Here is a 26,462-nt window from a genome sequence, read left to right as displayed (position 1 = left end):
TGTGGGTGTTGATCTTCATCGCGCAGAAGCCGTTTTTCTTACTTTTTTACGGTGGTTTCAGTCATCTGATACCCGTAGTTTGGCATGGCTTGCCCTTGGATTTCAGCATGTCGGGATATCTCACCGTGCTGCCGTCCTTGCTCATTCTGCTTGGCAGTCTGCCCGTAGTCCGTAGTCCAAGACTGTCTAAGACGATAACAAAGGGCATGAAGGCCTATTTCGGTATAGCCGCCGTATGCTGTTCCATGGCTTTCGTGTCCAATATCGCTCTTTATGGTTATTGGCGCTTCCCCTTGGACTCCACTCCGATTTTCTTTGTCACATCATCGCCTGCCGCCGCTATGGCCAGCGTAGCGTGGTGGCAGCTTTTGTTAGGGCTGCTTGCCATGGGCTTCACGGCGTGGGGCGTCTGTCAACTCTTTGCGCTTCTTCTCAGCCGGTTTGCATGGCAAAATAATCCTACCTCATGGCGTCAGAGCCTGTTGTTGTTGCTGCTCTGCGCCCTTCTGATACTTCCTATCCGTGGCGGCGTCAGTGTGGCGACGATGAACACAGGACAGGCGTATTTCTCACCCAATCAAGAACTTAACCATGCTGCCGTCAATCCGCTATTTTCCTTTATGGAGAGCGTTACCCACCAAACCGATTTCGCCAAAGCATATCGACTGATGGATGACAAAGAAGCGCACCGACTATTCGCAAGCCTCCACAAACCACTTAACGACGCTGACAGTATGCATCTCAGCCTCATCCGCCGTGAGATAGCTCAGCCCGATATTTACCTGATTATCATGGAGAGCTTCTCCGACACCATCATGCATGTGCCGCATGTCACTCCCATGCTCAACCGCATCAAGCAAGAGGGTGTGTGGTTTTCCCGTTTCTATGCCAACAGTTTCCGCACCGACCGCGGACTGGTGTCCTGCCTGCTTGGTGTTCCGGCTCCGTCGACAATCAGTCTGATGAAGTTTCCCCGTAAGACATCTTTGATGCCCTCGTTAGCTGCTCAGTTGGTCAAGCATGGCTATGCGACACATTACTATTATGGTGGTGACGCAGATTTTACCAATATGCGCTCTTTCCTTATCAATCAAAGATTTATGAATCTTACCGAGGCTCATGACTTTCCCGTGGAAGACAGACTCAGCAAATGGGGTGTGCCCGATCATTTGCTGTTTCAGCGTGTAGAGAAAGACCTTAGCGCCAGCCACAGCATGCGTCCCACCTTCCGCGTTATTCAGACCTCCAGCTCTCATGAACCCTTTGATGTGCCCTTCCATCGGTTGAGCGACAAGAAACTCAATGCTTTTGCCTATAGCGACGATTGCATCGGACGATTTGTCGAATGGCTGAAAAAGACCGACCGTTGGAATCGTAGCCTCGTAGTGCTGATTCCCGATCATCTTGGCGCATGGCCCGACGATATCGACAATTTCTCGTTTTGGCGTTTCCATGTGCCGATGCTTTGGACGGGTGGTGCCTTGTCTTCCACAAAGAAAGTTGTTGACATCTATGGCTCCCAGCAGGACATTACGGCCTCACTCTTGGGTCAACTGGGCTATGACCACAGCATGTTTCCATTCAGCAAGGATTTGCTCGATCCGAAGGAGCCTCACTATGCGTTCTTCATGATGAATGATGGTTTTGGACTGATCGACGATCATGGCTCGATGATCTATGACTTTAATCGCAAAGCTGCCGTCAAATCCAAAGGCTCATCATCACTTTTTGAGCAGCGTGGAAAAGCCATCACTCAAGTGTTGTTTGACTATATAGCACGGCTACGGAATAGTTAAAATGATATAATTAATTACTTTATCCTCCTTTTTGTTATCATTATTTTATATTTTTGCACACAACTAAAGACAAAAGGGACAAACAATGTCTCTAATGCTTACTGAAAGGTGACGGGCTGAAAGGGCTCGTCAGAGGGGTGCAGAGCCGTTGTCACCTGTGGCGACAAGGCGAAGCTGAGATGATACCCGTGAACCTGATGCAGGTAATGCTGCCGTAGGAAGTTGCCAGTATTTTCCGTTGGGCACAGCTTGGTTGTGCGCCTCTCTGATCGTTATAGTTAGACAGATGAAATCAGAGTGAGGTACAGCTAATATGTGCAGTAAATATATTTCTACATTGACCATTGCAGGCTCTGACAGTTGTGGAGGGGCAGGGTTGCAAGCTGATATTAAGACCATGTCAGCCTTGGGGTGCTATGCCTGTAGTGTGGTCACCGCCGTCACTGCGCAAGATACTACCGGGGTACGCTGTGTAGTGGATATGTCTGCTGATTTGGTGGAGCGGCAGTTGCGTGCCGTCATGTGCGACATATGTCCTTCTGCCATAAAGACGGGTATGCTTGGTGATGCCGACGTGGTTGCTGCTATTGCAGACACCCTTTCATCCTTTCCCCGTGTGCCCCTTGTCGTTGATCCAATCATTGCTGCCACCTCTGGCGACTCACTCATGCGGCAAGGTACGCTGCAGATGCTTGTCGACCGGCTCATCCCGCTTGCCAGCCTGCTCACCCCTAATCTTCCTGAAGCAGAAACTTTGGCTGGCATGAACATCCGGTCTACCGGCGACATCCACATGGCGGCACGCCACATCCTTGACATGGGCTGTCAAGCTGTTCTCATCAAGGGCGGACATGCCGACGGCAAGACAAAGACAGACTGGCTCTTCACACAGACAGGCATGGTCAAGTCCTTTAGTGCTCAGACCATTACCACGTCCAACACGCATGGTACAGGATGTACGCTCTCCGCCGCCATCACGGCTTATCTCGCAAGGGGACTGGACCTTGTCTGCGCTGTGGACAAGGGTAAACGATACCTGAGCCAAGCGATCAAGGCAGGGGCTGAGGTGACGACAGGTCATGGCCACGGCCCGCTCAACCATTTTTTTCACCCACAAAAACTTATCATCCAGCCATGAAGCATCTGCAATTTATCACACATGCCACCGACCGCTACACCGACCTTGACGAGGTGAGGATGGCACTTCAGGGTGGTTGCCGCTGGATACAGCTGCGTATGAAGGGAGCCACTGACGACGAGGTGTTGAGCGTCGGCAGGGAAGCCGTACGCCTTTGTCACCATCAACATGCCACTCTCATCCTCGACGACCGTGTAGCTCTCTGCCCGCTCATCGGTGCCGACGGAGTGCATCTTGGTCGCCGTGACATGCCCGTGGCTGAAGCTCGGAAGATCCTTGGGCCACACGCCATCATCGGAGCTACTGTCAACACGGTGGAGGATCTGTGCAGGGCTGTTGACGAGGGCGCCGACTATGCAGGATGCGGCCCGTTTCGCTTCACCACCACCAAGGAACATCTCGCGCCCCTGCTTGGTCTCGACGGCTATCGGCATCTCGTGGCTGCACGGAAAAAGTTGTCAGTCCGGCTGCCTCTCATAGCTATCGGGGGCATCACGCGTGACGACATCCCCGTTATCCTGTCTACGGGCGTTGACGGCGTGGCAATGAGCGGATGCATTGTCCGAGCCGCCACCCCCGTAGAAGAGATGCACAAGATTTGCAAAACGATTAACCCAACACTATGAACCAGAATATCAAAATTCATTATCCACATTCCGAGAAAATTTATCTTCAAGGCAAGCGCTATCCCTTCCTTCGGGTAGGCATGCGACGCGTTAGCCTCATGCCAACCGTAACTGTGACCGACGGCAAGGAAACGCGTCACGACAATGCTCCTGTATTCATCTACGATACCAGCGGCCCTTACAGTGATCCTGATGCCGACATCGATTTGGAGCGAGGTCTGCCCAGACTGCGCGAGACGTGGATGCCCGAACGCAAAGGCACTCAGCGCTACTATGCCCGCCATGGCATTGTCACTCCCGAGATGGAGTATGTTGCCATTCGTGAGAACATGAACAACGAGGCGCTGGGCATAAGCTCCTATATCACCCCGGAGTTTGTGCGCGAGGAGGTGGCTGCCGGCAGGGCGGTCATTCCCTGTAATCACCGTCATCCCGAGGCGGAACCTATGATTATCGGTGACCGCTTCCTGGTAAAAATCAACACCAACATCGGCAACTCGGCACTCTCGTCCAACCTCGAAGAAGAGGTGGAGAAAGCTGTGTGGAGCTGTAAATGGGGTGGCGATACGCTGATGGATCTCTCCACAGGTAGCCATATCCACGAAACGCGTGAGCATATCCTGCGCAACTGTCCGGTGCCGGTGGGCACTGTGCCGCTTTATCAGGCTTTCGAAAAGGTGAACGAGAAGATTGCCGACCTGTCTTGGGATGTCTACCGCGATACGCTCATCGAACAGTGTGAGCAGGGCGTAGACTATTTCACCATCCATTGCGGCATACGCTTGAAAAACGTGCACTACGCGCTCGACAGGCTCACGGGCATGGTCAGCCGAGGAGGCAGCATCATCTCGTCGTGGTGCTCCATGCATCAGCAGGAGAGTTTTCTCTATACCCATTTCGACGACATCTGCGACATCTGCCGACGGTACGATGTCGCCATCTCCCTCGGCGATGGTTTGCGGCCGGGCTCCATCCACGATGCCAATGACCGGGCGCAGTTTGCGGAACTCGACACCATGGGTGAACTGGTGCAGCGGGCATGGGACAAGGATGTGCAGGTGTTTATCGAGGGGCCGGGACATGTACCTCTTCAAAAGATTCGGGAAAACGTGGAGCGTGAACAGGAGAAGTGTCACCATGCTCCTTTCTACACCCTTGGACCTCTGGTGACCGACATCGCGCCGGGCTACGACCATATCACCAGTGCCATTGGTGCCGCTCTCATCGGTTGGGCTGGCACATCGATGCTCTGCTATGTCACGCCCAAGGAGCATCTCGCATTGCCCGACTTGCAGGATGTGCGCGACGGCATCATTGCTTACAAGATTGCAGCTCACGCTGCCGACATTGCGAAAGGTCACCCCGGAGCCATGGTGCGAGATAATGCGCTGTCTAAGGCTCGCTACGACTTCCGGTGGCTCGACCAGTTTAGTCTAAGCCTCGATCCCGAACGCTCCCAGGCTATTTACCAGGCTGCTAACCCACAGCAGGGCCGCTACTGCACCATGTGCGGTCCCAATTTCTGTGCGGCCCGCATCAGCCACACGCTCTGCGAAGAAAAATAGCCGTTTCTATTAGCTGCCGCGGCCAGTAACTATCACTATAGTAGTCACGATAGTCGTTGCTGAGTCTATAGCTTGGTTCCGTATGAGATTCTGCTTTGCAGCATCCTTCTATGTTTTAAGCACATATCAAATAACAAAAACATCAACCATTATGATTGAAACTGAAATTTCAAAGGGCATCATCCAGACCTATTTCAACAAACTGGAAAAGAATCTTCAACTCGATGTGGCCATTGTGGGCGGTGGCCCGTCCGGCATTGTCGCCGCTTACTATCTTGCCAAGGCAGGATTGCGTGTGGCTCTCTTTGACCGTAAACTCTCACCGGGCGGTGGCATGTGGGGCGGTGCTATGATGTTTAATCAGGTAGTCATTCAGCAAGAGGCCATGGACATCATCCGCGAGTTCGACATACGTTATGAGCCATTTGAAGAGAATCTGTACACCGTCGATTCTATCGAGAGCACCTCTTCGCTGCTCTACCATGCTGTACATGCCGGAGCAACCCTTTTCAACTGCTATTCTGTGGAGGATGTCATCTTCAAGGACAATCGCGTCAATGGTGTGGTCGTCAACTGGACACCGGTGCTGCGCGAAGGACTGCATGTAGACCCGCTCAACGTACTGGCGAAATTTGTCATCGATGGTACTGGACACGACAGCGAGATTAGCAAAGTGGTAGCCCGTAAGAACGGTATTCGCCTCGACACTCCTACGGGTGCTGTCGCAGGTGAACGTTCGCTGGATGTGGTAGAGGGTGAACGTGAGGTGGTCGCCGGTACCAAGGAAATTTATCCGGGACTGTATGTTTGTGGCATGGCTTCGTCTGCAGTGTCGGGCACGCCACGTATGGGACCGATCTTCGGCGGCATGCTTATGTCGGGTAAGAAGGTTGCAGAACAGCTCATTGCCCGTCTGAAAGGATGACGTCACCTCTACGCCTCATCGCCATCACCTCGCCCCGCTTCTTACCGGACGAGGGTGAGCGTATTGCTGTACTGCTTGCTGAAGGCTACTTTTGGAGGGTGCATGTGCGCAAGCCTGAAGCCTCGGCCGACGACTTGCGCCGTCTGCTCTCCACGATACCTGCTTGGTGCTATCCTCGTCTCGTTCTCCATGATCATTATGAGTTGTGCGGAGAGTATTGTGTGGGGGGGCTTCATCTCAACCGACGTAACCCCGACGCACCGAAATTTGCCAAAAGCTCCGGTCTGAGTTTGTCGTATTCGTGTCATTCGCTCAGTGAAGTAGAGCTGCGCAAGTCAAAGATGGACTATGTGTTTCTGAGTCCGATTTTCGACAGCATTTCCAAACAAGGCTATCGCTCACAGTTCTCGTTGACAGAGCTTCAAAAGGCTGCTGCAGAGGGCATCATCGACTCGAGGGTAGTGGCTCTCGGAGGCATCACTAAGGACAAGTTGCCCTTACTGCAATCCCTTCACTTCGGAGGCGCTGCTATGCTTGGAGCTATATGGGAATAAAATACCGTAACTCATAAATTAATAATAAGTTATAGAGCGATGAGAGAAAGCAAACCAGCATCAGTAATAACTACGGGATGGTCGAATCCGTGTTGTCCGGCCAAGTCCTTTTGCATCGCATATTTACTTTGTGTGAGCATAGGAAGTCCGCAACGCTGTATCAAGCGTTGCGGAGTACATCAATTGCGAAGCTTTATTTCTCAAAGACGTTGTGTCGGATTTTTGTGAGATATGCTTTCATGCCTTTGGCATCTTTCTGGTCAATGATATGAAGCAGTTCCTTCATCTCGTTGCAGATATTCTCCACCTGATCGTGAGTATAAGGGTTGAAGAGAATTTCTTGTAACAGATAGTCATCTTCAGAGAGGACGCCTCGGGCTATATTCATATGTCGCTTGAATGTTGTTCCCGGTGCATCTTGATGCTTCATGACTGCTGCAAACACGAAGGTAGACACAAAGGGGATGCTGAGCGAGTAAGCGACGGTCTTGTCATGCTCTTCGAAAGTATACTCATAGATATGCAATCCCAGTCCGCGATAAAGATCTTTGAAGAAAATGCGCCCCATGTAATCGCCTTCAGAGATGATAATGGCGTTTTCCTCAGACAGCTGGTTGAGATTGGCAAAGGTTGGGCCAAACATAGGGTGCGTCGAGACATAGGGGTGTCCGGCTTGCTCGTAAAACTCTTTGAGGTGTGTCTTTACGGAAGCGATGTCTGAGATGATGCAATCGGCAGGCAGATAGGGGAGGATCTCCTCAAAGGCCGGAATTGTGTATTTGACAGTCACCGCATTGATGACCAGTTGAGGTGCAAAAGCCTTTACCTCATCCAAAGTGGTAAAACGTTGACAATTATATGTGAAGCGCAGTCTTCTTGGGTCTTTCTCGAAGACGCCCACTTCATGGTCGAAGCTGAGCAGGTCGATAAAGAAAGATCCCATCTTTCCTGCACCCATGATAAGAATCTTCATTTTTCTTCTGTATAAGAATATTTGTTGATTGATGATGGGCAATGAATATCCATTGCCCATCATATAAAGAGCGTATTATTGATTGATGATCTCCATTTGCTGGCGTACACTCTCCTGATGGATGAGCTCAAAGACATGAGCAGCGCACTCCGGGTCGATGCCGCACAAGCTGGCTTGTGCGCCACGCTTCTCAAGAATCTCGTTGTAGCGGTTGGCTTGGAATACGGTCATGTTGTGTTCTTTCTTATACTGGCCAATTTCGCGACAAACACGCATACGTTTAGATATGAGTTCCATGAGTTGGTTGTCGAGATCGTCGATTTGCCGGCGAAGCTGGCTGATGCCTTCTGTGGTCACGGTCTCATCACGCACAACCAAAAGGCTTAGGATGTAGTCCAAAACATCAGGAGTCACCTGCTGACGGGCATCACTCCATGCGTCATCCGGACAGCAATGGCTTTCAACGATGAGGCCGTCAAAGCCTAAGTCCATGGCTTGCTGGCACAGAGGTGCGATCAGTTCGCGGCGTCCCCCAATGTGACTGGGATCACAGATGATAGGCAAGTTAGGGATGCGGCGATGCAACTCCATAGGAATTTGCCACATGGGTAGGTTGCGATAAATCTTTTTGTCGTAGCTAGAGAAGCCACGATGGATAGCAGCCATACGTTTCACGCCTGCCTGATTGATACGCTCCATGGCACCAATCCACAATTCCAGGTCGGGGTTGACAGGATTCTTTACTAACACAGGGATATCTACGCCCTTGAGAGAATCAGCCAAATCCTGCATGGCAAAGGGATTGGCGGTGGTACGGGCACCTACCCAAAGAATGTCAATACCGTATTTCAGACAGAGCTCCACATGCTCAGGTTTGGCTACTTCGGTAGCGACCAGCATACCCGTCTCGTCTTTGACTTGCTTGAGCCAAGGCAGAGCCTTCTCGCCACAACCTTCAAAGCCTCCTGGTTTGGTACGTGGCTTCCATACGCCAGCACGAAACATGTGGCAGCCTTTGCTTCTCAACTGACGGGCTGTGTTCATTACTTGTTCCTCGGTCTCAGCACTGCATGGACCGGCAATCACTATCGGTCGCTCATTATCACTCGGTAAATTCAGAGCTTCAAGTTCAAGTTCCATATCCTTAAGTATTAAATTATTGATTTCTATTTGATTTCAAATACAATATCAGATCCAGTACTGTTTTTACTAATTATTTGGCCGTACTGTTTTTCCATTCTTTGATACGTTTGAGTGCTTCTTCTATTTTCTCATCTTTAGCGCAAAGAGAGATGCGGATGTAGCGCTTACCGTTAGAGCCAAAGATAAAGCCTGGAGTGATGAAGACCTTAGCTTCGTGAAGAACTTTCTCGGTCAGGTCTTCTACATTGGCATAACAGTCAGGAATACGTCCCCAAACGAACATACCCACCTGACTTTTGTCGTAGGTGCATCCCAGTGTGTCGAGGATTTGCTCGGCAATGATGCGCCGGCGGCGATAGTTCTCAATGTTGTTTTCGCGGTGCCAATCTTCTGAATTGGTGTTATAAGCCTCGGCTGCAGCAAGTTGGATACCACGGAAAGTGCCATTTTCGATATTGCTCTGAATCTTAAAGATCCATGAGATAAAGTCTTTGTTGCTTAGCATCATGGCCACACGCCATCCAGGCATGTTGTGGCTTTTCGACATGGAGTTGAGTTCTATGCAATAGTCTTTGGCTCCCGGTACCTGCATGATGCTCATAGGATGCTCGTTGAGGATAAGAGAGTAGGGGTTGTCGTTGACCACGACAATATCGTGGCGACGGGCAAAGTCTACCAGTTTCTCATAAGTCTCCATCCGTGCATTACCGCCGGTAGGCATATTGGGGTAGTTGGTCCACATTAGCTTCACTCCTTGTAAGTCCATCTTCTCAAGGGTATCGAAGTCCGGTTGCCATCCATTGTTCTCCAACAGGTCATAGTATTCGATCTGCGTACCGAAGATTTTGTTCACAGCAGTATAGGTAGGGTAGCCGGGATTAGGAATCAACACTTTGTCGCCTGGGTTGCAGAAAGCCAGGGTAGCGTACATGATACCTTCTTTTGAGCCTATGATAGGCTGTACTTCGGTAGCCCAATCGATGTCCACTCCGTATACCCGCTTATAGAATCCAGCCATAGCCTTGCGCAGCTCCGGCAGTCCACAAGTGGGCTGATAGCCGTGTGCCGATGGATCATGAGCAACTTCACAAAGTTTCTCAATGGTCTGTGGCGATGGCGGCATATCCGGTGAACCTATGGCAAGCGAGATGATGTCTTGTCCTTCTGCATTGAGTTTTGCCACTTCTTTCAGTTTTCGGCTGAAATAGTATTCTTGAATTGTGTTAACTCTTTGAGCTGGTTTCATATTGATGATTATTGCAGTTGTTATTTTTCTATATATTCTCCGATTATCTTGATATTGCGTGTCAGCGGCGTGATCGCATCCACTGCTTGTCGGTAGCGTACGAGATCATCATAGGTGACATCTACGTAGAAAAGATATTCCCACTCTTTGCCAATGATCGGAAGTGACTGGATCTTGGTCAGGTTGATGTCATAGAAGCTCAGGATAGTCAGCACTTTAGAGAGAGAGCCTTCTGAGTGGGGAAGAGAAAAGACGAGACTGGCTTTGTTGACTGCATTGACCGGTCTGAGAAAATCAGCTTTCTGTGGAGCACAGATCACGAGGAAGCGAGTGAAATTGTGCTTGTTGTCTTCGATATGGTCTTCCAGAATCTTTAAGCCATATAATTGCGCGGCATGTGCGTGGCATATGGCTGCCCATCCGAGACAGTTGTGGTTTTTAATGTATTCAGCGCTACCGGCGGTGTCGTCAGCTTCTACAGCTTTAAGGTCGGGATGGTTTGACAACCATTGACGGCACTGCATCAGTGCTACAGGGTGGGAATGCACTTCAGCGACGGTAGTCCAGTCATCTTCCGGCAAGCAGCAGATGCTGTGAGTGATATGAAGCCGATGCTCTCCGACAATAGTCGCTCCGCTGTCGCGAAGCAGTTCATAGTTGTGGAGAAGTGAACCGGCGATTGTGTTCTCAATAGCCACCAGTCCGATGACAGTAGGATCGCGTTTGATATTCTCGAACACTTGTTCGAAAGTGTCGCAGCAGATAAGCTGTATTTGCTCGCCCTCGAAATATTCATGGGCGGCGATGTCATGAAAGGATCCTACCCGTCCCTGTATTGCTATTCTCTTCATCTATCTGACGTTATTTATGTTCTTATTTATGTACTTATCAATTTCTTGGGTTCATGTTACAAAAAATCCCACCTCATAATTTATGAAGCGGGACCTTGTATGCAAACCTTTATGGGTTATTGTCAGTCTTAAGTTGAAATCTACACGCAACTTCCCGCTTCGCATTTCCATGCAAAGTAAAAATAATAATAACGGAAAGATGCAAATGACTTCATAATGTTATTCTTTTATTTTGTGCAAAAGTAAAACAAATATCTGATATATGCAAACATTTCCTTAGAAAAAATGCGCAAGAGATAGAAAATTAATATTTAGTCGAGCCGAAAATGGCCGTTTGCCAGTGATGGATTGATGCGTAACACCGCTTCGGCATCTTCTTCCGCTCCCCGTTTGTCTCCCATTTGCAGGAGCAGGTCACCGCGCAAGCGATGAGCTTCTTCTGTTTCTTTTTCCGGTGTGCAAGCAATATATTGACTGAGCAAAGCCACGGCAACGACTTTATTGCCTTGAACTGCCATTGCTTTAGCCTGGTTCAACAATGTTGTAGACTTATCAGGTGTTGATGATGGTTTCTTTTCCATGATATCGTGATATTTTATATTATATATAATGTGCAAAGATAATAAGAATCAACCTCTTTGCCACATTATCCCGAGGGAAATCAAATGCTGAAGGGGCGCATTTATGTATTTTTAATCAAAACTACTCTAAAAATGATGAAGTGGCAGATAGAGCATTCGATCTTTTCTTATCTTTGCAAAACAATAGAGGCAGGGCCAAGAAAATCATCTTTTGGAAAAGCTTGATGATGATTGGTCTTTGCCGGAACTAATTAAAGAGAAGATGAATAAAAGTAATTATATATTGGTAGGCTTGTTGCTGTTGAGCACTGGCGTCAGTGCCCAAGCATATCAGGATTCCATCCCGAAGTCTGCTCAGGGACTAAAGAGCGATGCACCTCTGTATGCTGAAGTGACGCCAAGTGGTGAATGGAGTGATGGCAACAGTCTTCATGCCGGTCTCAACGCCAGCATGGATTTGAGTGCTTACACCACTTTCGGTGGCAGGCGCCATCACAGTGGCTTTGCCCAAACGGCTAATGTCGCATATGCGACACCCATTGGCAAGAAAGGGAGTCTCGTTGTTGGCGGCAGCCTCAGTCATGTCAATGAGGGTGCGAACAATTATGTGACAGGGTCTGTTTATGCCGAGTTAGGTTATCGGTTTAATGACCAATGGTCAGCCTTCATTTACGGTCAGAAGTCGATAGGCTCTAATGGCTTTTATCCTTATTCTTATTATGGATGTTCGCCGTTGGGGTATCAGAGCCTGATGAGTCCATTTGGTTGGGGTCCTTATGGGATAGGTGCTTATAGCTATGGTGCTGGTTCTAACTTCTTCAATAATGTGGACAGGGTTGGGGCTTCAGTGCTGTGGAAGCCGTCGCCTTCGTTCTCATTACAATTGTCAGTAGAGAAAGATTGGTATCGCGATCCTTATAAAGACAGTGTCTTTGGCTCTCATAAATACGATTATCCTTTACCGAAGGTACAGTGAGAGAGATAGAAATTGGAAATTCATAGATAGCATACTTGAAATACAAAAAAAAACAGGGAAAAGGTTTATGCCTTTTCCCTGTTTTCTTTATATATATTCCTTATATCTTGCTTAGAAGAAGAGGTAGCGGTTGTCGACAACCTTAGCCTTGACATAGAGCTCGTTCATGAAGTTGCCGGCGTACTGCATAGAGCGCTGACGGAGCTTCATCTCTTCCTGAGCCTCATTGAACTTCAGTGCGTTCTTCTTGCGACTGACGACCTGGAACTGATAGACACCGGCCAGGCCCTTAACAGGATGGCTGCTGAATGCTCCGGGCTTTGTTGCGTAAACAGCTCCACTCAGGGCTGGTTCGCTTCCTCCAGTAGACTGGACGAATACGGGAGCGGCAAAAGTCACCTGGTTGACAGCAGAGATGATGGCACCCTTAGCTTTGGCGGCGTTGATGCTGTTAGCACCTTTTGCCTTAGCAATGAGCATCTCGGCCTTTTTGTCACGCATCACTTCTTGCTTGACCATCTCCTTTACCTGAGGATCACTGAGGTCACGGTAGCCAATCGGATGGATCTTCTCGCAGACGATGAGCAAAAGGTTGTTGCCGTTGTCACCGCACTCATACATTGGTGAAACTTCACCCTCCTTGGCGGCGAAAAGCCACTTCATAGCGTCGCGCGTAGACTTGATGCCTGCAAGATTGTGCTGACTGGTGGTCACGTCTTTTGCTTCTTGAACAGAATAGCCGCTACGCGCTGCGTTCTTCACGATGTCAGCGGGCGTCTGATTGGCACTGACGAAGGTGCTGAACTTATTGTAGACATTGCTACGTGTCGTATTGGAGTAGTCGATTGGCTTCTTGATGACAGCAGCCGTGTACTTCTCTACCATATTCTTGCGGTCGAGAACTTGAACAATCAGGTTGCCTTGAGTCAGCTGAACGTTTTTCAGCTCATTGACGTTAGAGGTGAGCAGTGTGTTGAGATAGTTTTTGGAATCGTTGTCCATGGATGTAGAGTATTCATACATCTTTGTTGTCAGCCACTGCTCTTTACCTTCCTGATTATATTTCTTGGCAATCGCGGCGAAATCAGCTCCGGCCTTTAAAGCGTTGTAAACAGAGTCTGCAGTCTTGTGAGCCTCATCTGGAGTAGTACCGGCGATTTGAATGGCGCGGAACTGCACAGAGTCAGGGAGCTCTTGCTTTGCAACCAGCTTGACAATATTGAAAGTATTGTCTTGCTTGTTCTCCACAGGACCCAAAGTCTGACCGACAGACATAGAGTCGAGCTTGTCAGCGATATCTGTTGGGAAAGCCTCCTTGCCAACGGGAATTCCCATGTAGGGAACAGAAGAAGTGCTCTTGCGTACGATCTCAGAAGGATCAGCGGCGGCTTGCAGTTGGCCAGCCCAACCCTTGAATTGCTTCAGCAGTGCTGCGCGGTCAGCGGGAGAAGCTGAGATCTGAACGTCTACATACTTGATGTCCCGACTTTCAACATACTGGCGAAAACGAGCTTTCAGCTCATCGTATTTAGCCTGGAGGTCAGCGTCAGAGATGTTTACTTTGGAATCCTGAATACTGGAGTAGGGATAGGAAGCCAGCTGGATTTGGCTCTCCTGGCTCTCTTCGTTGAAGGCCATCTTAGCCTCAACAGGGTTGGATAGCAGACAGTGAGCAAGCAGTCCGTTGTATTTCTGAATGAGCAGTTGCTGACGGAGAGTCTTTTCAATGTATGTCCAATATTTGTAGATGGCATCCATCTGCTCTGCCATTTGTGGGTTCTGCTGTTGAGCCTGAGCCTGTTTATACTGAGCGAGGAATTGCTTGAGCTGGTTTGCATCGAAACGCCCAGTCTGCTGATTGACGAAAGGTGTGGAGAGGAGCATTTGGTTGGTGCCCTCGTTGAGCACATTCTGCATTTCCTGGTCTGTCACGGTCATGCCCAACTTATCGCACTCGTTTTCGATGAGGCGATACTGCACGAAGTTGTTCCACACTTGGTCACGAAGTTGATTAAGCTGGTCGTCGTTGAGATTTTCCTGCCCCATGAACTTCATTGCCTGCTGAGCTTCATCCACTTGCTTGGCAAAGTCCTCGTAATTGATTTTGTCTCCTAATACCTCACCGATTTGCTGGCGCTCATTGTTGCGAGAGGATTCGCAAGAACGGAAGGCCTCTTCGGCGATGAAAGCGAAAAGGCCGAAACCGATGATGGCGATCAGAGCGACACTTCTGCTTCTAATTTTTCCTAATGCTGCCATTTCTTTTTGATAATTGTATTTTTTGTTTATTGATTTTTCATATTAAAGCATACGCTTTTAAAGCGTACAAATTTACTAAATAAATAGCAAACGAGGGAAGGTTTTAAAGAAAAAAACGTCTGAGATGCTTATTTATTCATTGATATGCAATTTGACGAGCTCTATTTTCGTCATCGTGCTTTTAATGATTTTAAATTCGAACTTGTCTATCTTGATGATTTCGTTGAGTTTCGGGAAACTTTGATATTCGTGCAGGATGAGTCCGCCTATTGTCATATATTCGTCACTCTCTGGCAATTCCAGTCCGAATTCTTCGTTGACTTTGTCGATTTCGAGTCGGGCTGAGAGCAGATAGTCATGTTCGTCGATTTTCTTAGCGATGTAGTGATCTGTATCGTGCTCATCCTCGATATCGCCAAAGATCTCCTCCACGATATCCTCCAACGACACCAGTCCGCTGGTACCCCCGAACTCGTCGATGACCACACCGAGGCTTTTCTTCTGTTGCAGGAAGATGCGCATGAGTTTTTGCGCGAGCATTGTTTCAGGCACGAAGGGCAGTGTGCGGATATGATCCTGCCATCTTTTGGGGTCACGAAACATCTCGTGGCTATGGATATATCCCACGATATGGTCAATATCTTCGCGATAGACGATGATTTTGGAGTTTCCACTCTCCACAAACTTTTGTTTCAGTTCCTCCAAACTGCATGTTTCCATGTTGACCGCATTGATTTCCGTGCGTGGGATCATACAGTCGCGTACCTTCAGATCAGGGAAGTCGAGTGCGTTTTGGAAAATTTTCACCTCATCGTCGACAGCATCTTCGTTGGGTGCGTTGTCAATGGAAGTGTGGATTAAGTAGTCGAGATCCACTTTTGTAAATCCTTCGTCGCCTTCTTCCTTCGGCATACGCACACCGAAGATGCGCAAAATGGCTTTAGAGAGGAAAGTCGCGAATTTGCTGATGGGCCAAAGGATGATATAGAAGACATAAGCGATGGGAGAGAACACCGTCAGCATGGTGTTGGGGATGCTCTTGAACAATGACTTAGGGAGAAATTCACCGGTGAAGAGCATGATGAGAGTTGAGAGGATGGTGTCGGCGGGTACGGTAAACCCTGCCGTACATCCTCGAAAGATGGTGTTGTCAAAGAGTTGTGCGATCAAGATGCCGTAGATGACAAGCACCACGTTGTTGCCTACCAGCATGGTGGAGACGAAACCGTTAGGATGGCGATAAAAAAAGGAGATGATGTGTTGGGAAAAGCCATGTTTGCTCTTATCCATCTCGGCCAACATACGGTTGCTTGAGACAAATGCGATTTCCATACCGGAAAAGAAAGCACTGAGCACCATCGTGCACAATATCTCTAATAAAAGTGGTATATCAACTTGCTGCACAATAATATAGTTACTATTATAATATTTTCTGTTCTCATTGTTGTTTTCCGCCACGTTCCGGTACGGCCTGGCTTCTTTGGCTCTTTTGGATGCTGTCCTGGTCGGAGCCCGTTGAGGCAGAACTGTTTTTATCACCCTCAAGATCGCTTTGCGAGAAGGATCCTTTGGTATTGGAGACCATGTAGCGGGTCATCTTCTCGTCGGAGCGGAAATAAGATCCTTGCAGTGTGCGGTCGGGTGTGATGAGACGAGAGAAGACGTTGGAATACAGTTCATGCGTGTTTTGATCCCAGAACAGTTCCTGGCTCGTAAAGCGCAGGCCGTCCTTGGTTCTCACACGCACTCTTGATCTGAGTTCCCACAATTTGTTCTGACTGTAATAATAGGCAGTGTCGCACTGTATATAGGCTTGAACATGAAACTTCTCATCAAACTGCTCCAGGAAGAGGCCTTTCTCAAAGATCCATCTTGGCGGCCGCTTGTTTTCATTGACCTCCCATTTTTCTGTTACGATGCGGTATTTGATCACGCCCGAGTCAGAGATGAGTGTGTTGACGCCCCAGGAGGTCATCACGGCGACGGAGTCGCGTGCGCGCACGGCAGGTGCTGTATGCTCCACGGGCTCGGTACATGAGGCAATGAAGCACACAAAGAAAAGGATGAGAAGACTATGATGCAGAGATAATTTCATGAGAAAATGCCTATACATCTTTTATTATTGAACTTTCCACTTAGCAAACCACTGCTCGTTGAATGTGATGCCGACGTTGATGCGGAAGGTGTTTTCCGTGATGAGATTCTTGGCACTACGCTTGACCCATTGGGCACTGATGTTGAGCAGTGAGCGGTTGTTATATCCGTTGACGATGGGGATACCGAAGCCCAGCGAGGCACTGAGTTCTTTGGGACCTTCCTGATTGCCTATATAATAATAAGGTGTAGCATAGCTTACGCCGGCGCGGTAACGAATGCGTTTCAAGAACGAACGACCATACTCGTCGGGACAGATTTGTGTGCCGAGTGTGAACTGATGGCGGTCCTTATAGTATCCTTTCACCTGCTGATAGCTGATGTTGCCGCTGTTGTCGGTAACCAGTTCGGGCGCACTGATTTTCGCCCATTGCTGGAGTGTATAGTCGGCTCCAATCTTAAACTTATTATTGTGGTTGAAAGTGAGTCCGGCTCCGAAAGTGTTTGGAATCCTCAATCTTAAATTCACTTGTCCAGCGCCAGGATAGGTAGTGGTGTCAGCCACCGCTGTGACAGAGTTACTGGAGACGATGGTCACTTGTGGCTTTCCGTTGATGTTGTGCCCCATGCCATAGGTCAGGCCCAGTGTGAGTTGGTCTTTCTTGCTCAGCGGTAATGTATATTGCAGTCCTGCATCAAGCTTGTAGCTTCTCACGTCGGCAGAGTATGTCTTGATGAGAGAATTGGCAGATGTGTTGCTGTAGCTGTTGGTCACCGTGCGTGTATAGTCACCATAGAGATAGGTCCCGTTCACACCGATGGAAAAGTTGCGGATGGGTTCCCAACCAAAGCCCAAATATACCTGATGGAGTCCACCTTCACCGTTATAGGCATTGTATGAGTAGGTCTTGTTGACGTCGCCCACAGAGGTTGTGGTAGAGTAGGAGTAGCCGATATTGGTATAGGGAAGCAGACCGAAACTCACGCCGAAATGGCGGAACAGTCTAAATCCTGCTACCACATATTCAAAGTCAGCGTTGTTGGCATTGAGCTTTCTGCCGCCTTCTTTGAAGTTGGTCTGTTGCAGTGAGATGCCGGCATCGAAAATAAACGAGAGACTGTCGATCGCTGAGTATGATGCCGGGTTGGCAGGGTTCACCTGATTGTGCTCCCGGAAGCCTAAGGCCAATCCGTTCATGCCGCGATTGAAGCCTGTAGACTGGTCAGAAAGTGTTCCCAGCCCATATTGGCTATATGGAGAGTTGGTGCCGCTCTGAGCCCAGCCCGTAGTGGCGAGCATAGCGAGAGCGATGACGGTGAGTTGTTTTTTCATTGGTTTACTAACGAATTCGTTTATCCTTACTTGTGGCTTCCATCCTCGACCGCAGTGATCTACACACAGGTCTTGGCAGAAGTCAACTGCAAAAGTATTGAAAAAAATCGAAATTAACGCACGAAAGTGAAAATAATAAGGTATTTTTGCATCGTGAAACGTTTAAAGCTAAATTTACGAGTTGTTTTTCTCGCTGTTTTGGTTTTCTTAACGACAAACCTTTGTGCGCAAGAATCATCGCCAAGACAGTTGCAGGAAATGGACAGTGTGGAGATTGGACTACTCACCTGTTCACCGGGGAAAGAGATTTACAGCTTATTTGGACATACAGCGATCCGCGTTCATGACGCGGCAACAGGGCAGGACGTAGCGGTCAACTATGGCTTGTTCAATTATCATACACCCTATTTCATACCTCGCTTCGTCTTCGGGCTTTGCGACTACGAAATGGGTATTTACCCTTTTGATCTCTTCATGGAGGAATATACCGAAGAGGGAAGAGGAGTCGTCGAGCAGCGTATCAGGCTCACACGGCAAGAAAAACTCGATATCATCAATGCGTTGGCTCTCAATGCCCGGCCCGAGAACAAGGTATACCGTTACAATTTCTTCTATGACAATTGTTCGTCAAGAGCACGTGACATGATCATTGACCATATACATGGTCACGTGGGTTATCGTGTCAATGCGTCCGTGACGAGTTCCTACCGCGCTATGGTGCACCAGTGGGATGAGCAGCACCCGTGGGACAGCTTTGGCTGTGACCTGCTGTTGGGAGTGAAAGCCGACCGACAGACGACGCTGCGTCAGCAGCAGTTTCTTCCCGACTCTTTGCGAGCTTCCTTCGCTTCGGCAAAGGTCTTCCGCGAGCACCAGTCTCCGGCAGATCTTGTTGACAGTACTTGGACGGTACTTGAGGCTCAGACACCAGCGACGGGTAGCTCCATCTTCGATATCTTCACACCGAGGGTTGTCATCTCTATACTGACACTGGTGGTGGTGCTTGCCAGCGTGAGAGAATACCGTAGAAAAAAAATCTATTGGGGCATCGATCTGGCTTTGTTGCTGGCCGACGGATTGGCTGGTTTCGTGTTGTTTCTGATGATCTTCTCCAAACATCCGACAGTCAGCCTTAATTTACAGATACTGTTGCTCAATCCCCTGTCGCTCATCGCCTTTTATTCAGTAGTGAGAAAGAGCCGGAGAAGTCAGTACAGTATATGGTGGACGGTGTTTACTGTCTGTATTTTACTGTTCTTCGTCGGCAACCTCTTACAAGATTATGCGTCGGGGATGAACATTTTGGCATTATGTTTGTTGGACAGATGTATCGTCAATTATTGCGTTCATGCCAAAGGCAAATACGCTTCCTCTCTAAATACTAATAAGAAAATAATATAAAGAATGAGATATTTAGCTTTCATTATCGCTGCGCTGACATCCGCTGAGATGCAGGCCTTTGGGCTTGCACCGCGTTTGGTGGTCAATGTGACCATCGACCAGCTGCGCACCGACTATATGGAGGCTTTCTACCCTCTTTACGGTCAGGGTGGCTTTCGCCGTCTCATGCAGCAGGGATTGGTCTATGAGGGAGGACGCTATCCCTTCACTCCTATTGACCGTTCATCAGCCACTGCCACCTTGTCTTCCGGAGCCACGCCTTATTTCAATGGCATTGTGGGAACGCAATGGCTTGACCGCGCTACGTTGCGTCCAGTCAGCTGCATTTCCGATGATAAGTACAGCGGTTCACCGCAGCGTCTGTTGACATCTACTTTGGGTGATGAGCTCAAGATGAGCAGCAACGGCACTGCCATTGTCTATAGCTTTTCTCAAGACAAGGAGTCGGCCATTCTGTCGGCAGGGCATGCAGCCGACGGTGCTTTTTGGCTGGGCGATAACGGTACGTGGACAGGTTCAAAGTACTATAGTACTTCCTTGCCCGCATGGCTCAAAGCCTATAATACGCTTCATCCGCAGCAAGGCCGTGTGCAGGCGTTGACCAACGACAACGTGGTATCTGTGTCGTTGCAGGCTGTGACTTCTGCGGCAATGGGGCGCGACGAGATGCCCGACCTGCTTTATGTCACCCTGTCGGCAGCACGTGCCAAGGGTAAGGAGAACGAAAGTTGGCAAACGTGCATGGAGAGCGTGTACATGCAGCTTGACCATACCTTGGCCACTCTCATCTCGGGGGTGGAGCAGCGCGTGGGCAAAGACAAAGTGTTGTTCGTCGTCACCTCCACCGGGTACTCCGACGAAGCCCGCAAGAACTTGGATAAATATCGTGTACCGACAGGTACTTTCTATATCAATCGCACGGCCAATCTGCTTAACGTGTATCTCAGTGCCATCTATGGCCAGGGTAGATATGTCGAGCAATACTATGGCAATGAGTTATATCTCAATCATAAGCTCATCGAGCAGAAACGTATAGCAATGAGTGAGATCCTTGGTCGCAGCCAAGACTTTCTCATTCAGAATGCCGGCGTCGCCGATGTCTATACCAGCGAGCGTCTTATGGCCGGCAACAACGACATTCTCAAGATCCGCAACGGATACAATCCCATCAATTGTGGCGATATTATCATCGACGTGGCACCGGGATGGAAACTACTCAACGAGGAGACCCAGCAGGTCATCTACAGCAGCGCCGGTTTCATGCCTTTCCCCATCATTTTTTTGGGAAGCAACATGCCTCACGAGGTCGTCAAGACGCCCGTGAGTGTAGACTGTGTGGCTTCCACTGTGGCAAAGGCCATCCGCATCAGGGCTCCCAACGCCTGCACCACCGCTCCCTTGTTTTAAGCACTCCATTGATAGTACCAAGGGAAATTCTTTCCACCTATACGCAAATATATGGTAAATGGTGGTAATTTTTCAGAAAAACTTATTAATTTTGCAAGGGCGACCCGTTCGCTCCTATTCCTTATCGTAATAAATAACAGACAAGATAAATGAATTTCAACAAAATCTTAAAGTCGCTCTTCGGCGATAAGTCAAGCCGTGATATGAAGCTTATTCAGCCACTGGTTGAGAAAGTCAAGCAAGCATATCCTGATATCGCCAAGTTGAGCAATGATGAGCTCCGAGCCAAGTCAAAAGAAATCCGTGACTATGTACAGGGAGCTGCCAAACCCTATCAGGAGAAAATCGCTGAACTCAAGGCTAAGATTGAAGAGACTCCTATCGACGAGCGTGAACCGATCTTCAACGAGATCGATAAGCAGGACAAGGAGATGCTTGATGCCTTGGAGAATGCACTCAACGAGGTGATGCCCGTCGCCTTCAGTATTGTCAAGGACACGGCACGCCGCTTTTCCGAGAACGAGGAAACCGTGGTCACTGCTACGGATTTCGACCGTGAACTTGCTGCCAACCCAGCCAACGACTTCATCACCATCGACGGCGACAAGGCCATCTATCACAATGAATGGACAGCCGGTGGCAACAAGATCAAATGGAACATGGTCCACTACGACGTGCAGCTCTTCGGTGGTATCGCCCTCCATCAGGGTAAGATCGCCGAGATGGCCACAGGTGAGGGTAAGACCCTTGTGGGTACCCTGCCCGTGTTCCTCAATGCCTTGACCGGCAACGGTGTGCACATGGTCACCGTCAACGACTATCTGGCTAAGCGTGACTCTGAGTGGATGGGACCCCTCTATGAGTTCCATGGACTTTCGGTCGACTGTATCGACAAGCATCAGCCCAACTCCCCCGCACGCCGCAAAGCTTATCAGGCCGACATCACTTTCGGTACCAACAACGAGTTTGGATTCGATTATCTTCGCGACAATATGGCTCTCTCACCAAGCGATTTGGTACAGCGACGCCACAACTTCGCCATCGTCGATGAGGTAGACTCCGTGCTCATCGATGATGCCCGTACTCCGCTGATCATCTCTGGTCCTATCCCCAAGGGCGACGACCAGATGTATGAGGAGTACCAGCCGCTGGTAGAGCGCCTCTACGAGGTGCAGCGTAAGCAGGCCACTGAGCTCCTGGCTGAGGCACGACAGAAGATCACTGAGGGTCGTGAGAAAAACGATCAGAAGGAGATTGAGGACGGATTCCTCTGCCTCTTCCGCTCTTACAAGGCATTGCCTAAGAACAAGGCACTTATCAAATATCTCTCTGAGGAAGGCATCAAGGCTGGTCTGCAGAAGACCGAGGAGATCTATATGGAGAACAACAACCGTCTGATGCCACAGGCCATTGAACCTCTCTATTTCGTCGTCGACGAAAAGCTCAACAGTGCCGACCTTACCGACAAGGGTACAGATTGGCTCTCTAAGCAGGTCAACGACAAAAACCTCTTTGTGCTCCCAGATATCGCCGCAGAGCTCTCTGCCCTTGAGGGCGACAAGACGTTGAGCGACCAGGACCGTCTCGACAAAAAGGATGATCTGCTCAACCATTATGCTGTACAGAGTGATAGAGTCCATACGTTGCAGCAGTTGCTAAAGGCTTACACCATGTTCAACAAAGACGATGAATATGTCGTCATGGACGGTGAGGTGAAGATTGTCGATGAGCAGACCGGACGTATCATGGAAGGACGTCGCTGGAGCGACGGTCTCCATCAGGCCATTGAGGCCAAGGAACATGTCAAGGTGGAGGCTGCCACACAGACCTTTGCCACCATCACGCTGCAGAACTACTTCCGTATGTATCATAAGCTTGCTGGTATGACTGGTACCGCCAGCACTGAGGCCGGTGAGTTCTGGGATATCTACAAGCTCGATGTGGTCGAGATTCCTACCAACAAGCCTGTCATTCGCAACGATATGGATGACCGTGTCTATAAGACCAATCGCGAGAAATACCGCGCTGTCATCGAGGAAATCGAGAACATGCGTGTCCAGGGCCGTCCGAGCCTGGTGGGTACTACATCGGTCGAGATCAGTGAGCTGCTCTCCAAGATGCTGACCATGCGCAAGATTCCTCATCAGGTCCTCAACGCCAAACTCCATCAGAAGGAGGCTATGATCGTTGCTGAGGCAGGTAAGAGCACCAAGGGTATGGTGTGGGTGGCCAGCGACGGCCGTGCCTTCACCGACAAGCCGACCACATTGCGCTATGAGCAGCAACTTATCGACGCTGCTGACAAAGGTGTCAAAGGCGCAGACACAAGCCTCAAAGGACAGAGAGCCGAGGACAATATTCATAATGAGGAGCGGATGCTCGGTGCCGTCACCATTGCCACCAATATGGCAGGTCGTGGTACCGATATCAAGCTTACACCTGAAGTTAAGGCCGCTGGCGGTCTCGCCATCATTGGCACCACACGTCACGAGAGCCGTCGTGTCGACCGCCAGTTGCGTGGTCGTGCCGGACGTCAGGGTGATCCGGGATCTTCTGTCTTCTATGTCTCTTTGGAGGACGACCTGATGCGTAAGTTCGGTTCTGAGCGCATCGCCAAGGTGATGGACCGACTCGGTTTCGAGGACGGCGAGCGTATCGAGAGTCCGATGATCTCACGCAGCATTGAGCGTGCACAGAAGAAGGTCGAGGAGAACAACTTCGGTATCCGTAAGCATCTGCTCGAATACGACGACGTGATGAACAAGCAGCGTAGTGTCATCTACGAGAAGCGCCGCCACGCCCTGATGGGTGAGCGTATCGGCATGGATATCGCTAACGTGCTATGGGATCGTGTGGTCAACATCATCGAAAACAACGATTTCAAGGGAGCCAAGGAGAGTTTCTTTGAGGTGCTCTCCATGGAGATACCTTTCGATGAGGCTGAATACGAAAGCACGTCCAAGGGTGACCTCGAGGAGCGCGCCTTCCAGGATGCCATGGCTGCCTTCAAACGCAAGACCGACCGCATACAAAGTGACGCCTATCCTGTCATCAAGCAGGTCTACGAGACACAGGGCGATGTTTATCAGTATATCCTCGTGCCTATCACCGACGGACGTCATGTGGTTAACCTGCGTGTCAACCTTAAGGAGGCTTATGAGACCGAGGCCAAGAACGTGGTCAAGGAGTTTGAGAAGTTTGTCATGCTCCACATCATTGATGACGACTGGAAGGAGAACCTCCGCCAGCTCGATGAGTTGCGCCATAGCGTGCAGAACGCATCGTACGAGCAAAAGGATCCGTTGTTGGTATTCAAACTCGAGAGTGCCAAACTTTGGGATTCTATGATCGATGACATGAACACCCGTGTAGCCAGCTTCCTCATGCGAGGCCAGATCCCTGTGCAGGTACAGAGCCAGCAGGTACAGGAAGCTGCACCTGAGGAGCATGCACAGCGTTATCAGGAGCAGAAAGACGACATCGACGAGATCGAGCGCGCACAGCAACAGGCAGCACAGCAAGACACCCGAGGGGGAGCTGAGCAGCATCGGCAGCCTATCATCCGCGAAAAGATGCCGCGTCCAAACGATCCCTGCCCATGTGGTAGTGGTAAGAAATTCAAGAACTGTCATGGTAAAGGATTATGATAATCCTTGACCTCTCATCTATTAGGGTCGGCAACTGTGCCGACCCTTTTTCAATGTGTCACTGATTTCAAGCACGGAATATGAAAATTCAACTCCATCAACTGTCTAAATCCTTTGGTGAAAAGATTGCCGTGAACATCCCGCAACTTCTGATCGGAGATGGCGAGATGATCGGGCTTGTGGGCAACAACGGTGCCGGAAAGACAACACTCTTCCGGCTGATGCTCGACTTACTGCGGGCTGACTCCGGTTCGGTGTTGCTTACACCACAAGGTGATCCTCACTCTCTGTTCTCTGCCTCTCCTCTGTCTTCGCAGCCTTCTCAGTCTGCTGAGCACTCTGATCTGATAAGTAAGAGCATCGATCCAGCGAAGAGTGAGGAATGGAAGCGGATGACTGGAGCCTTCATCGACGACACCTTCCTCATCGACTTTCTGACTGTCGAGGAGTATTTCGACTTTATTGTCAAGATACAAGGGCTTCCCCCTATGGACTGGAATTCCAGCGATGATCCGCTTGTGCGGGGATTCAAGGAGTTTGCAGAGGGACAGATCTTTGATCAGAAAAAATTTATCCGTGACTTCAGTGCCGGCAACAAACAGAAGGTGGGCATCATAGCTGCTATGCTCTCGAGGCCTGAACTCTTGGTTCTCGACGAGCCGTTTAACTTTCTGGATCCTACGGGGCAGAATTTTCTAAAGAAGCTCTTGCTCGACTATCATCGCTTCACGGGTGCCACTATCCTCATCAGCAGCCACAATCTCCAGCATCTTGTCGATGTCTCTACCCGCATTGTGCTCTTAGAGAATGGACAGGTTATCGAGGATCTTGCCAACGATAACCAACAGGCTTTGACGGCTCTCAATGAATATTTCAAGGTGTGATCCATTTGATAGTTATCCCATGCAGCTTGTCATTATGGAGGTTGTGACGATGTGGTGAAAGCGATGGAAGAATCCCAAGCCTATACTGCGGAAACAAGTTTGCCGTTCTGTGGGCTGGTAGGGATTTCTTTTAAATGATTAATGTAATTGATATATTTGTCTCTTCCGGTTTCTTCGCTGATGTTCTTATAGTCTTAGGACAGAAGAGTAAGAACAAAAAGTAAAGAAAAGAAATGTTAAAAAAGAAAAGCGAGTAAGTAATAATGCTTTTTTTAAGTCTTAGGGAGTAAAAGACAAAAAATACCAAGAATATTTTTATGATAAAAAAACTCTTTATGGCTCTGTTGTTTGTCATTATGCTGGCAGCATGTGAAAACGACGAACAACTGCCTTTCAAGACAGCAAACTCCTTACCAGCAGTATCTACTGTCATGGTAAGTCATGGAAAAATTGTTAATCTTCAAACAAGAGCCTCGAATACGATGGGACAAGTGGCTTTGAGATTCAAAGACTCGGAGTCACTACGTTCTTATAGACAATCTCTTGAACGTTAGAAAATTTATCAGAAGATGAATACTATCAGAAAGTTAATAATATTTTCATTCTGCATTCTTTTCATGTCGATAAATATATCTTGTGAAGACACGGAAGACATAGAGGATCAAGTGAACTGTGTGAAATATAAAGTCCACAATAATAATCCCATAGCTCACATGAGCATCTGGGATGGCGGTGATACCCCTGTAATTGCAATAAACGATTATGAAACGACTTTTTATACTAAGAGTTACTCCACTGAATTGATTGTTACATGCAAGGAAGACAAGAAGGCAACGATAACTATACAATTATTTGTTAACAACAAGTTCATTCGTGAAGTTTCTGGCACCACTCCTGTAGAACTTCATTATAGGTTAAAATAATCCTTCATCATATCTATCCTGTTTTCCACGTTAATAGCCGTTAACGGCCGTAAATCATTAAAAATCAATAAAGTGACACTTTGTATTTGGATTTTTGGGTGGCGCAAGCTATCTTTGCATCATGTTCGTACACAAGAAAC

21 protein-coding genes are annotated in these 26,462 nt (G+C 48.9%); 12 read left to right on the top strand and 9 right to left on the bottom strand.

The window, feature by feature from the left end; all coding sequences use genetic code 11:
- Nucleotides 1-107 precede the first annotated feature (107 nt).
- The 6 genes from FYJ73_RS11725 (at nucleotide 108) to FYJ73_RS11700 (ending at nucleotide 6,604) form a co-directional block, all read left to right on the top strand.
- Complete coding sequence (locus FYJ73_RS11725) at nucleotides 108-1,796, top strand: LTA synthase family protein (protein ID WP_235899346.1); 1,689 nt, start codon at nucleotides 108-110, stop codon at nucleotides 1,794-1,796.
- Nucleotides 1,797-2,109: 313 nt separating this feature from the next.
- A complete protein-coding gene (gene thiD / locus FYJ73_RS11720) occupies nucleotides 2,110-2,934 on the top strand; it encodes a bifunctional hydroxymethylpyrimidine kinase/phosphomethylpyrimidine kinase (protein WP_154534911.1) in 825 nt (274 codons plus the stop codon).
- Nucleotides 2,931-3,560: a thiamine phosphate synthase gene (locus FYJ73_RS11715; RefSeq protein ID WP_154534910.1), complete on the top strand. Its 630-nt coding sequence runs from the start codon at nucleotides 2,931-2,933 to the stop codon at nucleotides 3,558-3,560. The genes thiD and FYJ73_RS11715 overlap by 4 nt, the downstream gene beginning before the upstream one ends.
- Nucleotides 3,557-5,125, top strand: coding sequence for a phosphomethylpyrimidine synthase ThiC (thiC, locus tag FYJ73_RS11710; RefSeq protein WP_154534909.1), 1,569 nt, complete (start codon nucleotides 3,557-3,559; stop codon nucleotides 5,123-5,125). Before FYJ73_RS11715 ends, thiC begins: the two co-directional genes overlap by 4 nt.
- 151 nt (nucleotides 5,126-5,276) lie before the next feature.
- Entirely contained in the window at nucleotides 5,277-6,050 is a 774-nt protein-coding gene (locus FYJ73_RS11705; RefSeq protein WP_154534908.1) for a sulfide-dependent adenosine diphosphate thiazole synthase, read from the top strand.
- Nucleotides 6,047-6,604, top strand: coding sequence for a thiamine phosphate synthase (locus tag FYJ73_RS11700; protein ID WP_154534907.1), 558 nt, complete (start codon nucleotides 6,047-6,049; stop codon nucleotides 6,602-6,604). Before FYJ73_RS11705 ends, FYJ73_RS11700 begins: the two co-directional genes overlap by 4 nt.
- A gap of 193 nt (nucleotides 6,605-6,797) precedes the next feature.
- Here FYJ73_RS11700 and FYJ73_RS11695 read toward each other — a convergent pair whose 3' ends face one another.
- From FYJ73_RS11695 to FYJ73_RS11675, 5 genes are all read right to left on the bottom strand, one after another.
- Nucleotides 6,798-7,577 (bottom strand): prephenate dehydrogenase, encoded by a 780-nt coding sequence (locus FYJ73_RS11695; protein WP_154534906.1) that lies wholly within the window; start codon nucleotides 7,575-7,577, stop codon nucleotides 6,798-6,800.
- A 75-nt stretch (nucleotides 7,578-7,652) separates the two neighbouring features.
- The gene (locus FYJ73_RS11690; protein ID WP_154534905.1) at nucleotides 7,653-8,717 is read right to left on the bottom strand and encodes a chorismate mutase; all 1,065 of its coding nucleotides are present in this window, start codon (nucleotides 8,715-8,717) and stop codon (nucleotides 7,653-7,655) included.
- Between the two features lie 73 nt (nucleotides 8,718-8,790).
- Nucleotides 8,791-9,966, bottom strand: a complete 1,176-nt coding sequence (locus FYJ73_RS11685; RefSeq protein ID WP_154534904.1) for a pyridoxal phosphate-dependent aminotransferase — start codon at nucleotides 9,964-9,966, stop codon at nucleotides 8,791-8,793.
- Between the two features lie 20 nt (nucleotides 9,967-9,986).
- Nucleotides 9,987-10,817: a prephenate dehydratase gene (locus FYJ73_RS11680; RefSeq protein WP_154534903.1), complete on the bottom strand. Its 831-nt coding sequence runs from the start codon at nucleotides 10,815-10,817 to the stop codon at nucleotides 9,987-9,989.
- A gap of 311 nt (nucleotides 10,818-11,128) precedes the next feature.
- Nucleotides 11,129-11,398, bottom strand: coding sequence for a tetratricopeptide repeat protein (locus FYJ73_RS11675; protein WP_154534902.1), 270 nt, complete (start codon nucleotides 11,396-11,398; stop codon nucleotides 11,129-11,131).
- Between the two features lie 211 nt (nucleotides 11,399-11,609).
- On the opposite strand from FYJ73_RS11675, the gene FYJ73_RS11670 reads away from it, so the two are divergent.
- The gene (locus FYJ73_RS11670) at nucleotides 11,610-12,374 is read left to right on the top strand and encodes a hypothetical protein (protein WP_154534901.1); all 765 of its coding nucleotides are present in this window, start codon (nucleotides 11,610-11,612) and stop codon (nucleotides 12,372-12,374) included.
- A 111-nt stretch (nucleotides 12,375-12,485) separates the two neighbouring features.
- On the opposite strand, the gene FYJ73_RS11665 is transcribed toward FYJ73_RS11670, so the two are convergent.
- The 4 genes from FYJ73_RS11665 to FYJ73_RS11650 form a co-directional block, all read right to left on the bottom strand.
- A complete protein-coding gene (locus FYJ73_RS11665; protein WP_154534900.1) occupies nucleotides 12,486-14,633 on the bottom strand; it encodes a peptidylprolyl isomerase in 2,148 nt (715 codons plus the stop codon).
- A 132-nt stretch (nucleotides 14,634-14,765) separates the two neighbouring features.
- Complete coding sequence (locus tag FYJ73_RS11660) at nucleotides 14,766-15,992, bottom strand: hemolysin family protein (RefSeq protein ID WP_154534928.1); 1,227 nt, start codon at nucleotides 15,990-15,992, stop codon at nucleotides 14,766-14,768.
- Nucleotides 15,993-16,071: 79 nt separating this feature from the next.
- Nucleotides 16,072-16,728 carry an LPS export ABC transporter periplasmic protein LptC gene (gene lptC / locus FYJ73_RS11655; protein ID WP_154534899.1) on the bottom strand — a complete coding sequence of 219 codons (657 nt, stop codon included), beginning with the start codon at nucleotides 16,726-16,728 and terminating at the stop codon, nucleotides 16,072-16,074.
- Between the two features lie 24 nt (nucleotides 16,729-16,752).
- Nucleotides 16,753-18,060 (bottom strand): BamG family beta-barrel-assembly machinery protein, encoded by a 1,308-nt coding sequence (locus tag FYJ73_RS11650; protein ID WP_154534898.1) that lies wholly within the window; start codon nucleotides 18,058-18,060, stop codon nucleotides 16,753-16,755.
- 258 nt (nucleotides 18,061-18,318) lie between these two features.
- On the opposite strand from FYJ73_RS11650, the gene FYJ73_RS11645 reads away from it, so the two are divergent.
- The 5 genes from FYJ73_RS11645 (at nucleotide 18,319) to FYJ73_RS11625 (ending at nucleotide 26,322) form a co-directional block, all read left to right on the top strand.
- Complete coding sequence (locus tag FYJ73_RS11645; RefSeq protein ID WP_235899344.1) at nucleotides 18,319-19,461, top strand: Lnb N-terminal periplasmic domain-containing protein; 1,143 nt, start codon at nucleotides 18,319-18,321, stop codon at nucleotides 19,459-19,461.
- 3 nt (nucleotides 19,462-19,464) lie between these two features.
- Entirely contained in the window at nucleotides 19,465-20,868 is a 1,404-nt protein-coding gene (locus tag FYJ73_RS11640; protein WP_154534896.1) for an alkaline phosphatase family protein, read from the top strand.
- A gap of 149 nt (nucleotides 20,869-21,017) precedes the next feature.
- Nucleotides 21,018-24,515, top strand: a complete 3,498-nt coding sequence (locus FYJ73_RS11635) for a preprotein translocase subunit SecA (protein ID WP_154534895.1) — start codon at nucleotides 21,018-21,020, stop codon at nucleotides 24,513-24,515.
- 80 nt (nucleotides 24,516-24,595) lie between these two features.
- Nucleotides 24,596-25,399: an ATP-binding cassette domain-containing protein gene (locus FYJ73_RS11630; RefSeq protein ID WP_154534894.1), complete on the top strand. Its 804-nt coding sequence runs from the start codon at nucleotides 24,596-24,598 to the stop codon at nucleotides 25,397-25,399.
- 569 nt (nucleotides 25,400-25,968) lie between these two features.
- Nucleotides 25,969-26,322, top strand: coding sequence for a hypothetical protein (locus tag FYJ73_RS11625; RefSeq protein ID WP_154534893.1), 354 nt, complete (start codon nucleotides 25,969-25,971; stop codon nucleotides 26,320-26,322).
- The last annotated feature ends 140 nt before the right edge of the window (nucleotides 26,323-26,462 follow it).

Origin of the sequence: Hallella mizrahii (assembly GCF_009695775.1) — a bacterium.
Classification (GTDB): domain Bacteria; phylum Bacteroidota; class Bacteroidia; order Bacteroidales; family Bacteroidaceae; genus Prevotella; species Prevotella mizrahii.
The sequence above is the reverse complement of the archived record's forward strand: the minus strand, read 5'-3'. Positions and strand labels throughout refer to the sequence as shown.